The sequence below is a fragment of the Catenulispora rubra genome, from assembly GCF_015356825.1.
Classification (GTDB): domain Bacteria; phylum Actinomycetota; class Actinomycetes; order Streptomycetales; family Catenulisporaceae; genus Catenulispora; species Catenulispora rubra.
Window position 1 is genome coordinate 24,750 of the sequence record NZ_JAACYW010000079.1, and the last position, 15,401, is coordinate 40,150.

Here is a 15,401-nt window from a genome sequence, read left to right on the forward strand (position 1 = left end):
CTGCCAGCGCGAAATGAGTCTCTCAACCGAGCGGCGTCCCCCTGCGAGGTCATCCAACCATGCGCGAAGCCGTAAAAAGCTCTTAAAGCCCACAAAACAACCGCACCCAGCAGCCCACTGCCCCTAAGCAGCACCCACCCAGCACCACAAAACAGAAGCGCCGCCCGAGAAGCCCTCACCCCATCGCAATCAGGCAGGCGGTCCCGAGGACAGGAAGCTGCACAGTCAGCTCACCAGCCGCCGGGCTCCACCCGATCGAGCTCTTCGTGTCCTGCGGAAACAGAACCCTGACCTCCACATCACGCCCCCTGAGGTGCGGTATCAGCAGCGTCTGCTCGGCAGCGGATTCCTCTCCAGGACGGCGCCACACGGTCACGTACGTCGTCGCCGCGCCGCGCAGGCCCAGCGCGATCCACGGATCCGTCCAGCCCGGCAGGCCCAGCGGCCAGAAGGGCGACGAGGCCGGGATGTCCGTGCGGATCCGCTTGTAGACGGCGATCGCGTCGAAGACCAAGGCGCGCTGCTCCGGCGTCATCCGGTCCAGGTGCCCCGAGAGGTGGACGCGGCCGAGCAGCGCGTTGCACAGCACGAAGGCGTTCTCCTCGACCCCGAACTCGGGCTGCGGATAGGCCCAGCTCGCGGCCTGCTCAGGGGCGATGGCGGCCGGCGCCGCGGCGGCTATCGCCGGGTAGCGGTAGTGCTCCTGCTGGTCGCTGGTGGACTGGAGTTGGAGGCGGGACAGCATCGCGTAGTCGCTGCGCATGCCGCCGGAAGCGCAGTTCTCCAGTGTCAGGCCCGGATGGCGGTCGAGGACCCCGTCGAGCCAGTCCAGCAGCGCGCGCTGGTGGCCGAGCAGGCCCGCGCCGGGACTGCCGCCGTACAGGTCGGTGCCCGGGCCGGGGTTCACGTTGTAGTCGAGCTTGAGATATCCGACGCCGTAGTCGGCCACCAGCCGGTCGACGACGCCGTCGAGGTGCGCGACGACGGCCGGGTGACGCAGGTCCAGGTGGTACCGGCCGTTGTCGACGACGCGCTCGTCGTCGCGCCGGAAGAACGCGGCCTCCGGCAGCGCCTCGGCCAGCGGGCTGCGCACGCCGACCACCTCGGGTTCCAGCCACAGTCCGGGCACCATGCCGCGGGCCCGGATCCGCTCCACGACCTCGATCAGGCCGCCGGGGAAGCGGGTCGCCGACTCCTCCCACGCCCCGACCGTGTCCCACCACCCCTCCTCGCCGGCGTACCAGCCGGCGTCGATGACGAAGTACTCCGCGCCGGCCTCAGCCGCGGCGTCGATCAGCGGGAGCAGGCGTTCGGTGGTCGGGTCTCCCATCAGGGTGTTCATGAAGTCGTTGAAGATCACCGGGAGGGCTGTGTGGTCCTGGTGCGGACGTCGCAGAGCCCTGCGGTAGGCGGTCATGGCGGCTGCCGCCTCGGCGAAACCGTCGCCGCCGTCCGGTGAAGCGCCGATGGCGATCGCGGCGGGAACCGTCGTGAGCTCCCCGCCGGGATGAAGCGACTGGCGCCACTGGTGGTCGCGGTCGGTCGGTCCCAGCAGCGCGAGATACGCGATTCCCGAGTACTCCCCCACCTCCCAGCGCCAGCCCCCGGGATTCTCCACCTGCCACATCAGGGTCCGTCCACTCTCGCGGGCGGTGAGCGCGCCGGTCGGCAGGTGACGTCCCGTCGACCAGGTCCCCTGGCTGGTGCGCGAGAAGCTGCTGCGCGCCTGCTGCCGGTGCCGGCCGAAATTCATGTCGACGAGGACCTCGCGCAGCGCGCGCCGCTGCCAACGGCCTTCGGCCAGCCACTCGTTGTCGGCGTGCCAGACGTCGAGTCCCACCACGCCGCCATCGGCGATGCCGCCAAGGACCATCGACGTCACCGACTCCACAACCAGGCTCTGCTCACCCTGGTTAGCCAGCCGAACCCAGCTCTGCACCGCACCGACGCCGTCAGGGGTTCGCAGATGCACCTGAGCAATCAAACCGGTGTCCTGATCGACCAGATCGACGCGCAGGCACAGCCATCCGCCGTCGCGGGACTCCTCATGGCCCTGATACGCCAGCCGCTCGCCGAACACCGTCCCGATGGCACGCTCGGTGGCCGCCCAGCGTCCGTGCCCGGCGACGAGCACTTCGACCAGAGGCAGCCCCTCGGAGGCGACGACCGGACTGTCCGGGCCCAGCCCGACGATCCGGGCGCGGCGCTGTGCGTCGATGAGGAAGTCGACGCGCAGCGCCGCATGACCCCAGGAGAAGGTTGACTCGTCTGTCACGGGCACCCCAGGTCTCTGTGTCGCTCTTGACCGCTGCCTGACTGGTCGTTAGTTTTCCCCAGCAGAAACATTCGCGCAATAGGCGCGAAACTTTCGCGCCGGCCCTCAGTGTAGCCGCCGCCACCATGTTGGAGGGGCCCCATGCACAGATCTGTCCGTACCCGTTTCCTCCGCCTCGGCGCAGCCCTCGCACTTGCCGCAGGTGGCACGCTCGCCGCGGTCGCACCGCCGGCGTCCGCCAGCACCTCCGCCACCGTCGCGGTGAACGCCAACCAAGCCCTGGCGACGCTCCCGGCGACCGGCACCGGCGTCAACTTCGCCGTCTACGACGGCACCATCGCCACCCCGGCCGTCCAAAGTGCACTCAGCACCGCGGGCCTGGACGCCGTGCGCTATCCGGGCGGAGGCTACGCCGACGGCTACCACTGGCAGACCAACACCGTCGACGGCGGCGGTTTCGTCGCCCCGAACACGGACTTCGACCACTACATGGGCACCGTCCGCGGCGCGGGAGCCCAGGCGATCATCACCGCGAACTACGGCTCCGGCACCCCGCAGGAAGCCGCAGCCTGGGTGCAGTACGCCAACGTCACCAAGGGCTACGGCGTGAAGTACTGGGAGATCGGCAACGAGATGTACGGCAACGGCGAGTACGGCGCCAAGTGGGAGAACGACACCCACTCCAGCCACAGCGCCACGACGTACGCCACCAACCTGCTGCAGTACGTCTCGGCGATGAAGGCGGTCGACCCGAGCATCAAGATCGGCGCCGTGCTGACCACGCCGGCGTCCTGGCCGGACGGCATCGTCGGCCCCGGCGACACCCAGGACTGGAACCACACGGTCATGTCGATCGCCGGCTCGAAGATCGACTTCGTGATCGTGCACACCTACCCGGGCAGCACCAGCGAGGCCGATCTGCTGGGCAAGCCGCAGGCCCTCGTCCCGAGCATGATGAGCACCCTGCACTCGCTCATCAACCAGTACGCCGGCGCCAACGCGCCGAACGTCGGCATCGCGGTGACCGAGTCCAACGCCACCTCCTACCGGGACACCGCGCCGAACGGCCTGTTCGCCCCCGACCAATACCTGACCCTGATGGAGAACGGCGCGTTCAACGTCGACTGGTGGGACATCCACAACGGCACCGACTGCACCAACCTCACGACGGTCGACGGCGCCACCGACTTCAACGACTACGGCATGCTCTCCAGCGGCGCCTCAGCCTCCTGCGAGCCGGCGCAGAACACCCCGTTCCCGGCCTACTACGGCACCGAGATGATCTCCAAGCTCGGCTCGCCCGGCGACACCCTGGTATCCGCGAGCTCGTCGACGTCCCTGGTGTCCGCGCACGCTGTGAAGCGCGCCAACGGCGACGTGGACGTCATGCTCATCAACAAGGACCCGAACAACGACGCCTCGGTCTCGCTGTCCTACAACGGCTTCACGCCGGGTTCGGGCACGCCGACCGTGTACTCGTACCTGAAGAACAGCACGTCGATCACCTCGGCCGCGACCGGCGGCGCCGGCAGCCAGACCGTCCCGGCGTACTCGGTCGTCGTCGTCCAGCTGCACCCGGGCAGCGGCGGCTCCCCGGCCTCGACCGGCGAGCTGCACGCGGTCGGCGCCGGCAAGTGCCTGGACGTCAACGGCGCGGTCACGACGCCGGGGACGCAGATGCAGATCTGGGACTGCTCCGGCAGCGCCAACCAGATCTGGACGCACACCGCGTCGAACCAGCTCACCGTCTACAGCGGCAGCAGCCAGATGTGCCTGGACGCCTACGGCAACGGAACCACCAACGGCACCAAGGTCGACATCTGGTCCTGCAACGGCCAGCGGAACCAGCAGTGGACGCTGAACGCCGACGGCTCCATCACCGGCGTCCAGTCCGGACTGTGCCTGGACGTCAGCAACCTCGGCACCGCCGACGGCAGCCTGGTCCAGCTGTGGGGCTGCAACGGCCAGAGCAACCAGCGATGGACGCTCGGCTGACGCCGACGGACACCGGGCCGGCACCCGACTGACGCCCGGCTGACACCCGGCTGACGGCGCGGCCGCGCTGAGCGCCGGTGCGGGCAACTTTCTGTCCGCACCGGCGAAACTTTGCAAGGATGCCACAACCGTGGTGTATGAATAGGGCGTGGCGGACGAGGAGACGCAAGTGACGGAGCCGGGAGGGCAGCGCGAGCGGGGGCCCGTGACCATCGCGCACATCGCGGAGACGGCGGGCGTGTCGGTGCCGACCGTGTCCAAGGTCCTCAACGGCCGGTCCGGGGTGTCGGAGCAGACCCGGGCGCGCGTCGAGGAGCTGATCGAGCGCTACGGCTACCGCAAGCCGCCGGCCAAGGGCAACGACATCCTGGAGCTGGTGTTCCACGAGCTGGCCGGGATGCAGGCGGTGGAGGTCATCCGCGGGGTCGAGCAGGTCGCGCGCAAGCACCGGTTCGGCGTCGTGATCTCCGAGTCCGGGCCGGCCGCCGCGACGGCCACCGCCGTGGACGACCTCGTCGAGCGGCGTCCGCGGGCCGTACTGGCGGTGGCGCGGCTGTCCGAGACCGAGCGCGACCTGCTCAAGACCCGAGGCATCCCGTTCCTGGTCCTGGATCCGGTCACCGAGCTGCCGGACGACGTGCCGTTCGTCGGCGCCACGGACTGGCGCGGCGGGCAGACCGCGATCCGGCACCTCGTGAAGCTGGGCCACCGGCGCATCGCCGTGATCGGCGCGCCGGACCTGCTGCCGTGCCGCGCGCGCCTGGCCGGTTTCCATTCCGCGATGCAGGCCGCCGGCCTTCCGGTGGAGCCGGAACTGGTCGTCGACGCCCCGCTCACCCGCGAGGGTGGCCACGCCGCCGCGCTCGGCCTGCTGGCGCGCGCCGACCGGCCGACCGCGATCTTCGCTTCAAGCGACCTGCAGGCGCTCGGTGTCTATCGCGCCGCGCGGGAGGCGGGGTTGCGCGTCCCGGAGGACCTGAGCGTCGTCGGGTTCGACGACCTGCCGGTCGGGGCGTGGGTCGAGCCGCCGCTGACCACCGTGCACCGGCCGCTGGCCGAGATGGCGGCGGCCGCCGCCGAGCTGGCGCTGAGCCTGGGGCGCGGGGAGGAGCCGGCGCAGACGGGGGTGGAGATGGCGACCACGCTGACGGTGCGGGAGAGCACTGCGCCGCCGCCTGCGACAACAGCAGGCTGACACTCTCACCACTAACAACAAGCAATAACAACCAATAACGACCCGGAGACCGTGGCATGGCTTCTCTGCCCGACCGCGTCCTGTTCGGCGCGGCCTACTACCACGAGTACCAGCCCCACGATCGGCTCAAGACCGACCTGGACCTGATGGCCGAGGCGAACTTCAGCGTCATCCGGGTCGGCGAGTCCGTCTGGTCGACCTGGGAGCCGGAGGACGGCCGGTTCGAGCTGGACTGGTTGCGGCCGGTCCTGGACGGCGCGCACGAGCGCGGGATATCGGTCGTCCTCGGCACGCCGACCTACGCCGTGCCGCCGTGGCTGGCGCGGCGCTACCCGGAGATCGCCACCGAATCGGCGACCGGCACGCGGGTCGGCTGGGGCGCACGTCAGGAGGCGGATTTCTCCCATGCCGCGTTCCGGTTCCACGCCGAGCGGGTCTCCCGGGCGATCCTGGCGCGCTACGGGTCGCATCCGGCGGTCATCGGCTTCCAGGTGGACAACGAACCGGGCCTGCGGCTGCCGCACAACGAGGGCGTCTTCCAGCGCTTCGTCGACCATCTGCGCGCCGAGTACGGGGACGTGGAGACCCTTAATCGCGGGTGGGGACTGGTCTACTGGTCGCATCGGCTGACGAACTGGTCCGACCTGTGGCGGCCGGACGGCAATGCGCAGCCGCAGTACGACGCGGCGTGGCGGGCGTTCTTGGCCCGGCAGACCACTGAGTTCGTGGCCTGGCAGGCTTCGATCGCGCGCGAGTATGCCCGGCCCGACCAGTTTGTCACCACGTGCCTGTCGTATGCGCACGTCGCCCTGGAGGACGACGAGCTGACCGACGCCCTGGACGTCACCGCGGGTAACCCGTACTACGCGATGCAGGACGGCCTGGCGCTGCCCGACCCGACGCCGGACGACCATGAGCAGATTTGGCAGACCACCGGCGTGTGGGCGCTGTATCAGAGCGCGGATCGCATGTTCTCCTCCCGGCAGGAGCCGTATCTGGTCACCGAGACCAACGCGCAGGCGATCGGCTCGCCGTGGGACAACCGGCCGGGCTTCGACGGACAGTGGCGGCAGGCGGCGTGGGCGTTCGTCGCTCGCGGCGCGCGGATGATCGAGTACTGGCACTGGCACACGCTGCACTTCGGCGCGGAGACGTACTGGGGCGGGGTCCTGCCGCACAGCGGCCGCCCGGGGCGGGTGTACGCGGAGCTGGCGCGCCTGGGTGCGGAGTTCGAGGCCGCCGGTCCGCTGGTCGCCGGGATCGAGCCCGACGCCGACGTCGCGCTGGTCTACTCGGTGCCGAGCAAGTGGCTCATGCAGAAGTATCCGCCGCTGGCCACGCCGGACGGCGGCCCGGACGCCGCCTCGTACCACCGCATCTTCGACTCCTTCTATCGGGGCGTGTTCGACGCCGGACGGCAGGCGCGCATCTACCACGCGCGCCAGCTGCACGACCCGCGCGGCGAGCGGGCGGGGATGACGCCCGAGGCGATGGCCGGCAGGCACCCGGTGCTGATCGCGGCCGGCCTGTACCTCGCCGACGACGCGACCCTCGACTGGCTGGCCGCCTACGCCCACGCCGGCGGCCACCTCGTCCTCGGCCCCCGCACCGGCTACGGCGATCAGGAGGCACGGGCCCGGCACGAACCGGCCCCGGCGCGCCTCGTGGAAGCCGCAGGGGTCTGGTACGACGAGTTCAGCAACCTGGACGCCGAGCTGCCGACGCGCGCCGTCGCCGGGAGTCCGCTCGGCCTCGACCTGCCGGACGACGCGGCGGCGACCCGGTGGGTCGAAGGGCTGACCGTCGCGGACGCCGGCGCCGAGGTACTGGCCGAGTATGAGCACCCGCACTTCGGACGCTGGCCGGCAGTGACGAGCCGGCGCCACGGCGCGGGCCGCGTCACCACGGTCGGCACGGTCCCGGGCCGGTCAATGGCCCGCGCCCTGGCCACCTGGCTGGTCCCGACGCCCCGCGGCGGATGGCACGACCTGCCAGAGTCGGTCACGGCGACGACCGGGACGGCGGCGGACGGGCGCCGCGTCCAGGTGATTCACAACTGGAGTTGGGAGCCAGTGCGGGTCACGGCGCCGATTGACGTGGACGATGTCCTGGCCGCCGGCCCCGGCTCCGGCTCCGTTGCCGCCGGCCAAGCGATCGAGCTTGGGCCTTGGGACGTGCGGGTCTTCGTCACCGGCGCCGTCGGCTAGCAGTAGGAATCTACCTGTGTCAGGGGGCTGCCGGCGTCACCCGCAGCACCGGCATCGGCAGATCCGCGCCGCGCTCCGGCAGCCGCACCATCAGCTCCTGCGGACCGCGTTCGAACTCCAGGGGTTCGGGGTGGCCGAGCAGGTGCACGGATCCGACCTCCTGGTTGTAGAGCGTCAGGTCCCGGCCCAGCGACCGGATGTGGATCCGGCCCTCGCTGGCGCCGCCGAGGGCCGTCACGTACAGGCGCTTGTCCCGCGTCGTGAAGCGCAGGTCGGCGGGGCTGTAGGCGGGCTGGTCGTTCTCGGTGAACTGGCCTTCCTTCACGCGCGAGGGCCCTTCGCCGTAGACGAGCCATGGACGGCTGGCGTAGACCGCCTCGCCGTTGCGCGCGAGCCAGGCGCCGATCTCGCGCAGCAGGCCGGCTTCGTGCTCCGGGATGCTGCCGTCGGCCTTCGGGCCGATGTTCAGCAGCAGGCAGCCGTTCTTGCTGACCACGTCGACGAGGAAGGCCAGCAGGTCGGTGCCGCTCTTGTAGTCGTGGCCGTCGACGTGGCCCCAGGACGTGCGCGAGACGGCCGTGTCGGACTGCCACGGGTCGGGCCGCAGTTCGGCGCTCGCGCCGCGCTCGACGTCGTAGACCGCGGTGCCGGGGGCGAACGCGTCGTGCTTGTACGCCAGCACCGGTCCGCGATCCCAGGACGCGGCCTTGTTGTAGTAGTAGGCGGCGAGCCGCGGCAGGTACGGCTTGAACGCGGGCTGGTGGATCCACCAGTCGAAGTACAGCATCTGCGGCTGGTAGCGATCCACCAGCTCCGCGGTGCGGGCCAGCCAGTCCTCCAGGTACTGCGGACTCGGCGGCAGCTCCTGCGGCTGGGCCGGTCCGTAGAGGTCGGCGTGGCCGCCGGCGCGCACGTCGGAGTCGAAGGCCATCCCGCCGTTCATGAACCACCAGTGCTCCGCGCGGTGCGTGGACACACCGAACACCATCGACTGCGCGCGCACCGCGGTGGCGAGCTCGCCGATCACGTCCCGCTGCGGGCCCATCGCCACGGCGTTCCACGGGTTCAGCGCCGTGTCGTACATGGCGAAGCCGTCGTGGTGCTCGGCGACCGGGACGACGTACTGGGCGCCCGCCTCGCGGAACAGCGCGGCCCAGCCGTCGGCGTCGAAGTTCTCGCCGGTCAGCTTGGGGATCAGGTCCTTGTATCCGACCTTGTCCTGCGGACCGAACACCTCGCGGTGGTGTTCGTACTCCGGGGAACCCTCCACGTACATGTTGCGCGGGTACCACTCGTTGCCGAACGCCGGCACGCTGTACGGACCCCAGTGGATGAAGATCCCGAACTTGGCGTCCCGGTACCAGTCCGGCACCCGGTATCCGGCCAGCGACTCCCAACTGGCACCGAAGGGGCCCTCCCCCACGGTCTGGTCGAGGGCACGCAGTATCTCGGGCACAGTGGTCATCAGAATCCTCCGGAGACGTAGTCGAACCAGTCGAAGCGCACGGTCCCGGCCGTGGCGTACATGCCGATGACGCGGCCGGTGAAGCCGCCGGCCACTTCGGTGGAGAGGTAGCGGCCGTCCAGCGCGGCCAGGGTTGTCTGTTCGCCGTCCGGCTCGGCCACCGCGAAGGACACGGTGTCCGGGCCGCTCCGCGCGTCCTCGGCCCGCTTCTCGTCGATCCGGACACTGAGAACGAGCGGCCCGTCCGGAACCGGCTGGGAGGCCACGACCGTACGCAGCGGCCCGATCCGGGCCACGACCCGCACGTCCCCGCCGCCGGTCTCGATCTCGTAGTGGTGGTGCTCGTCGAGCCGGACGACCAGCCCGCCGCGGCCCTCGGGGGCGTCGATCAGGACGTCGGCCCGGCAGGTCCGATGCTGCTGGCGGCGGCCGACGAAGACGACGTCGGAGGCGTCCAACGAGGTCCCCCGGGCGCGCAGCGTCAGCCAGCCGGGCCGCTCGGTCGTCGTGCAGAACTCCTCGGGCCGGTCCCGCAGCGAGATCCACTGCGGTCGCAGGGCACTGTCGTCGAAGTCGTCGAGCACCGACTCGTCCACGTCCTCCTGCAACGGCCAGGGGATCCCTGCCAGGTCCGAGACCACCTCGCCGACGACCGGCCAGCCGTCGACCCACTCCACCGGCGCGAGGAAGGTCTCCCGGCCCAGGACGTGCCAGCCGGGGGTGCCGCCGCCCGGACGCACGCCGAGGAAGACCATCCACCACGAGCCGTCAGGGCCCTGCACCAGGTCGGCGTGGCCGGTGTTCTGCACCGGGTGCTCCTGGCCGCGGTGCGTCAGGATCGGGTTCGCCGGACACGGCTCGAACGGTCCGGTCGGCGCCGGTCCGCGCGCGATGGACACGGCGTGCCCGCGCTCGGTGCCGCCCTCGGCGATCATCAGGTACCAGTACTCGCCGATCCGGTACAGGTGCGGCGCCTCGGGAGCCTTCGCGCCGCGCGTTCCCGACCAGATCCGGTGCGGCTCGCCGAGGACGGTTCCGGTGTCCGGGTCCAGGCGGACCTGCGAGACGCCCGCGACGGTGCACCAGCACGTGCCGTCCTCGTCCCAGGCCAGGTCCGGGTCGATGCCGGGCACCCCGGGCAGCATGACCGGCTCGGACCACGGCCCGGCCGGGTCGGTCGCGGTGACCAGGAGGTTGCCGCCCCCGCCGCTGGCGTTGGTCGTGACGAGCCAGAAGCGGCCGTCGTGGTGGCGCAGGGTCGGGGCGTAGATCCCGCCGGAGGACCAGGCCTGCGTCAGCCGCAGCTGGCTCGGCCGGTCCAGCGCGTTGCCGATCTGCCGCCAGTGCACCAGGTCGCGGCTGTGGAAGACCGGGACCCCGGGGAAGTACTCGAAGCTGGAACACGCCAGGTAGTAGTCCTCCCCGACCCGGCAGACGCTCGGATCGGGATGGAACCCGGGCAGGACGGGGTGCGGTGCGGTGTCGCCCACGGTGGCAGCAGCCTTTCGCCGGAGGGTCTCTAGGAAGCGCCTTGGAAAGTTTCCAGGATTGTGCGCCGATAATTTCTCAGGCACGCTAGCCGGGTGCCTAACCGTCGGTCAACGTCCGGCGCGAGAATTCTGTCGAAGCGCTTCGATATCGTCCTGGACAGGCTACAGCCGCCGAGGATACGCTTCTAGCGCGCGGTTCCGACGCTGTGGTCAGACCTGACGTCGAAGCGCTTCACCGACACCCGCCTTCACCGGGTGCCGAGACCGCGCACCACCGCGCACCACCGCGCCGATCCGCCGCCGGGTGCGGCAGTTCCCTTATCCACAAGGCCCGCGTCCGCCGACACCGTCCGGGCGCGGCCGGAGGAGGACCATGGTGACCATCGCCGAGGTCGCCCGCCAAGCGGGCGTCTCGTCGTCGACAGTCTCGTATGTGCTGTCGCGAAAACGCTCCATCTCCGAGGACACCCGGCGCAAGGTGGAGGCGGCGATCGCCGAGCTGGGCTACCACCCGCACGCCGGCGCCCGCGCCCTGGCCTCGAACCGCTCCAACACCCTGGCCCTGATGGTGCCGCTGCGCAGCGACATGTACGTGCCGGTGATCATGGAGATCGCGATGGCCGTGACCACCGAGGCCCGCGAGTTCGGGCAGGACGTGCTGCTGCTCACCAAGGACGAGGGCACCGGCGGCGTGCGCCGGGTCTCCGGGAGCGGGGTGGCCGACGCGATGATCCTGATGGACGTCGAACTCGACGACGACCGGATCCCGGTGCTGCGCGAGACCGACACCCCGGCGGTGCTGATCGGGCTGCCCGCCGACGCCGCCGGCCTGACCTGCGTCGACCTGGACTTCGACGCCACCGGGGCGGCGTGCGTGGATCATCTGGCCGACCTCGGGCACCGCGACGTCGCGCTGATCGGCGAGAGCGAGGCCGTGTACCGGCGGCACACCGGTTTCGCCGCGCGAACGCTGGCCGGGTTCCAGCGCCGGGTCGCCGAGCGCGGGATCCGGGCGGTGCACCGGCCGTGTGAGGGGACGTACGAGTCCACCGCCGGGGTGCTGGCGCGGATTCTGGAGGAGCGGCCGAGCACGACCGGGTTCGTGGTGCAGAACGAGGCGGCGATCGCGCCGTTGTTGAGCCTGCTGCGGCTTTCTCGGCGGCTGGTGCCGGAGGACGCGAGCGTCGTGGCGATCTGTCCTGATCAGGTGGCGTTGCAGTCCTCGCCGCGGTTGACGAGCGTTTCGATCCCGGCGCAGGAGATGGGGCGGTACGCGGTGCGCCAGGCGATGACGCAGTTGGAGGGGGATCGGCGGTCGTCGCTGATGCTGCTTCCGCCTGTGCTCACTGTGCGTGAGTCCAGTGCGGCTGCTCCGGTTTCCTGACGCTGGCGTGCTTTGAGCTTTCTGACGTTCCCCGTGCCTTGAAAGGACGGCTTGCCCGGAGCTTTGCTCGATGAGCCGGTGCACGACGCGGCTTCGAACCCTGAGATCTCCGTTGAGGTCTCCATCGGCGTCACCGAGGCGAGCGTCGTCAACGGCGCCATCACCGCCACGGTCTCCCTGAGCGGCCGGATCCGCTTCATCAGGACCGCGGACGGCTTCGAGCTTCTGGCCGAGCAGGACGCGCACTTCTGGTGGCCCGGGCCGCGGCTGCGCACTGCGCACGGCAACGGCTACGCGCGGCTGGAGCAGCGTTTCGCGGCGTACCCGGACGAGAAGCTGTTCGGTCTCGGGCAGCACCAGCATGGGATGCTCGACCAGAAGGGCGCGGTGATCGAGCTCGTCCAGCGTAATTCCGAGGTCTCGGTCCCGTTGCTGGTTTCGTCGCGCGGGTACGGGTTCCTGTGGAACAACCCCGCGATCGGGCGCGTGGAGTTGGCCGCGAACGGCACGCGGTGGGTCGCCGACAGTGCGCGGCAGCTCGACTACTGGATCAGTGCCGGGTCGGTTGCCGACGTGCAGCGGCGGTACGCCGACGCCACCGGGCACGTACCGATGCTGCCGGAGTGGGCCGCCGGCTTCTGGCAGTGCAAGCTGCGCTACCGCTCGCAGGAGGAGTTGCTGGCGGTCGCGCGGGAGTACCACCGACGGGGGCTGCCGTTGGACGTGATCGTCGCCGACTTCTTCCATTGGACGCACTTGGGTGAGTGGCGCTTCGACCCCGAGGAGTGGCCGGACCCGGCCGCAGCCGTCAAGGAGCTGGCCGGCTACGGCACGCGGCTGATGGTCTCGGTGTGGCCCTCTGTCAGCCCCCTGTCGGAGTACCACGCGGAAATGGAGCGGCGTGGGCTGCTGATCGGGACGGAGTTCGGGCCGGTCGCGCATGCGGACTGGCCGGACAAGGGGATCGACAAGACCGTGCAGGTCGCCTTCTACGACGCGACCAATCCGGATGCGCGCGCCTTCGTGTGGGAGAAGGTCCGCGACTCGTACCTGGCGATCGGCATCGAGGTCTTCTGGGCAGACGCCTGCGAGCCGGAGCTCAAACCGGGCTACCCGGCCAACCTGCGCTACTACGCCGGGACCGGTCTGGAAATCGGCAACATGTACCCGCGGGAGAACTCGCGCATGTTCTACGAGGGCATGCGGGCCGAGGGCCGTGCGGACGTGGTGACGCTGAACCGGTCGGCCTGGGCGGGATCGCAGCGCTATGGCGCAATCCTGTGGTCCGGCGACATCAACACGGACTTCGCCACCCTCCGCCGCCAAATCCCAGCCGGCCTGAACACCGCCCTGAGCGGCATCCCCTGGTGGAACACCGACATCGGCGGCTTCCACGGCGGCGACCCCCGCACCCCCGAGTACCGCGAACTGATGGTGCGCTGGTTCCAGTTCGGCACATTCAGCCCCATCTTCCGCCTCCACGGCCTCCGCCGCCCCTCCGAGCCGTTCGGGCCGTCGATGACCGGTGCGCCGAACGAGGTCTGGTCCTACGGCGAGGAGGCCGAGGGGATCATGGCGGACTACATCAGGCTGCGCGAACGGCTGAAGCCGTACGTCCTGGACACGATGCGCGAGGCGCATGACGGCGGCCTGCCCCCGATGCGACCGTGCTTCCTGGAGTTCCCGGACGACGCGCAGGCGTGGGAGGTGGACAGCGCGTATCTGTTCGGGAGGGATTTGCTGGTGGCGCCGGTGTTGGAGGCGGACGCGCGGGTGTGGGAGGTGTACCTGCCGGCGGGGGCTTCGTGGCGGGATGCTTGAAGCGGTGAGGAGTACGAGGGCGGGCGGACTGTGACGGTGGATGCGCCGCTGGAGCGGATTCCGTTGTTCCTGCGGGATGGGGCCGAGTTGCCGATCGTGGTTGCGAAACTCGACTGACATTGCGTTGGCGGTGGGACAGGATGTCCGCGTGCTCACTGCGGAAGTGGTGGTGGACATGGCCGTGCCTGTGGCGCCGACCATGTCGCCGGACGGTCGGCTGGTCGCGTACGGGGTGGTCGCGAACAGTGGGGAGCGGGGGTATCCGCACAGCTCTGTTTGGGTCGCCGCCGCTGATGGCAGCGCTGCTCCGCGTAGGTTGACTGATGGCTCGGGTACGACCCACGATGCTTCGCCGAAGTGGGCGGTGGATTCGGCTTCGCTGTTCTTCGTCTCCGATCGCGAGGAGCCGGGCGTTGCTCAGCTCCACCAGATCCCTCTGGATGGCACCGAGGACATTGCCGAAGCAGAGTCCCTGACCACGTGGCGCGGCGGTATCTCCGACTACTATCCGCTCGCCGACGGCCGCACCGTCGCACTGCTCGCGGAAGACGAACGTCTTGCGGCCGAGGGCGATGACGTGAAGGTCTGGGGCCGGCACCTTCCTGTCACTCGACTGCGCCTGCTGGACTTGGCGACTGGCGTGGTTCGCACCGTGGACGGGCTCGGGGACCGGCATGTCGTGGAGCTGACTCAGCGTCCGGATGGCGGGCCGTTGGCCGTGCTGAGCTGGGCCACCGCTGAGCTCGACCCCGGTGTCATGACGGCGCGGCTGCATCTGGTCGCTCCGGAGACGGGCGCCGTCGAGGATCTCGGCCCCGTCGGATTCGAGGCCCGGTCCCCGGTCTGGTGGATGCACGACGGCGTATGGCATCTGGCCCATTTGGCGGTGACCCCCGGGCACCTGGTCGGCGGGGTCGCTGTGCTCGACACGGTTCCGCTCGCGAGCAGTCGGACTGTCGAACAGCGCAATCTCACGGCTGGCATGTCCATCTGCCCTACCGAGCTAGTGCAGGTCGGAGGCGGGCCACCACTGGCGCTGTTCGCCGACGGGCTCGACACTGCGCTCTATCGGCTCGATCCGTCCTCGCTGCGGTTCCGCCGGTTGTCCAGCACGCCTGGCATGCTCGCCGGGCTCTCTGCAAGCCGATCCGGGCAGAGCCTCGCTGTGCTGATGAGCACTGGGCTCGAGCCCAAGAACGTCCACGCCGGTCCCGTCGGCGGGCCGCTACTTCGGCTCAGCGACACCGGCCCCGAACTGCGCGGGATCCGTTGGGGTGCGCAGGAACGGCTCAGCTACCAGGCCTCTGATGGGCTCCAGCTGGACGGCCTGCTGATCCTGCCGACCGGCCGAACGCGGGCCGAGGGACCGTTCCCGCTCGTCACCTTGGTCCACGGCGGCCCGTACTTCCGGCACGCCGACGAGTTCACGCTCACGGTGGTCGACTGCGGCCAGTGGCTGGCGAGCGCCGGATACGCAGTGTTCCTGGCCAATCCGCGCGGCGGGTCGGGGCGCGGCCACGAGTTCGCCGCTGCGGTGGCTGGCGCGGTCGGCGGGGCGGTGGGTGGCAC

The 15,401-nt window shown here is 70.2% G+C and carries 8 protein-coding genes and 1 pseudogene; 6 read left to right on the plus strand and 3 right to left on the minus strand.

Features of this window, described 5'->3' with window-relative positions; all coding sequences use genetic code 11:
- Positions 1 to 175: 175 nt before the first annotated feature.
- Positions 176 to 2,275, minus strand: coding sequence for an alpha-galactosidase (locus GWK61_RS59665; RefSeq protein ID WP_194911026.1), 2,100 nt, complete (start codon positions 2,273 to 2,275; stop codon positions 176 to 178).
- Positions 2,276 to 2,416: 141 nt separating this feature from the next.
- Between GWK61_RS59665 and GWK61_RS22360 the strand changes: the two genes are divergently transcribed.
- The 3 genes from GWK61_RS22360 (at position 2,417) to GWK61_RS22370 (ending at position 7,672) form a co-directional block, all read left to right on the plus strand.
- Positions 2,417 to 4,270, plus strand: coding sequence for a ricin-type beta-trefoil lectin domain protein (locus GWK61_RS22360; protein ID WP_228562743.1), 1,854 nt, complete (start codon positions 2,417 to 2,419; stop codon positions 4,268 to 4,270).
- A gap of 169 nt (positions 4,271 to 4,439) precedes the next feature.
- Positions 4,440 to 5,465 (plus strand): LacI family DNA-binding transcriptional regulator, encoded by a 1,026-nt coding sequence (locus GWK61_RS22365; RefSeq protein WP_194911027.1) that lies wholly within the window; start codon positions 4,440 to 4,442, stop codon positions 5,463 to 5,465.
- 56 nt (positions 5,466 to 5,521) lie between these two features.
- Positions 5,522 to 7,672 carry a beta-galactosidase gene (locus tag GWK61_RS22370; protein WP_194911028.1) on the plus strand — a complete coding sequence of 717 codons (2,151 nt, stop codon included), beginning with the start codon at positions 5,522 to 5,524 and terminating at the stop codon, positions 7,670 to 7,672.
- 19 nt (positions 7,673 to 7,691) lie between these two features.
- Here GWK61_RS22370 and GWK61_RS22375 read toward each other — a convergent pair whose 3' ends face one another.
- Together GWK61_RS22375 and GWK61_RS22380 are read right to left on the minus strand one after the other, a co-directional pair.
- Positions 7,692 to 9,137, minus strand: coding sequence for an alpha-L-fucosidase (locus GWK61_RS22375; protein WP_194911030.1), 1,446 nt, complete (start codon positions 9,135 to 9,137; stop codon positions 7,692 to 7,694).
- The gene (locus GWK61_RS22380) at positions 9,137 to 10,627 is read right to left on the minus strand and encodes a glycoside hydrolase family 43 protein (protein WP_194911031.1); all 1,491 of its coding nucleotides are present in this window, start codon (positions 10,625 to 10,627) and stop codon (positions 9,137 to 9,139) included. Before GWK61_RS22380 ends, GWK61_RS22375 begins: the two co-directional genes overlap by 1 nt.
- A 373-nt stretch (positions 10,628 to 11,000) precedes the next feature.
- Here GWK61_RS22380 and GWK61_RS22385 point away from each other — a divergent pair, with 373 nt between their 5' ends.
- From GWK61_RS22385 to GWK61_RS59670, 3 genes and pseudogenes are all read left to right on the plus strand, one after another.
- Positions 11,001 to 12,011 carry a LacI family DNA-binding transcriptional regulator gene (locus tag GWK61_RS22385; protein WP_194911032.1) on the plus strand — a complete coding sequence of 337 codons (1,011 nt, stop codon included), beginning with the start codon at positions 11,001 to 11,003 and terminating at the stop codon, positions 12,009 to 12,011.
- Between the two features lie 162 nt (positions 12,012 to 12,173).
- Positions 12,174 to 13,949 (plus strand): annotated as a pseudogene (locus GWK61_RS22390) (glycoside hydrolase family 31 protein); the annotation flags it as partial.
- Positions 13,950 to 13,980: 31 nt separating this feature from the next.
- Positions 13,981 to 15,401: alpha/beta hydrolase family protein (locus tag GWK61_RS59670; protein ID WP_323747699.1), on the plus strand; the 1,421-nt coding region annotated here is incomplete at its 3' end.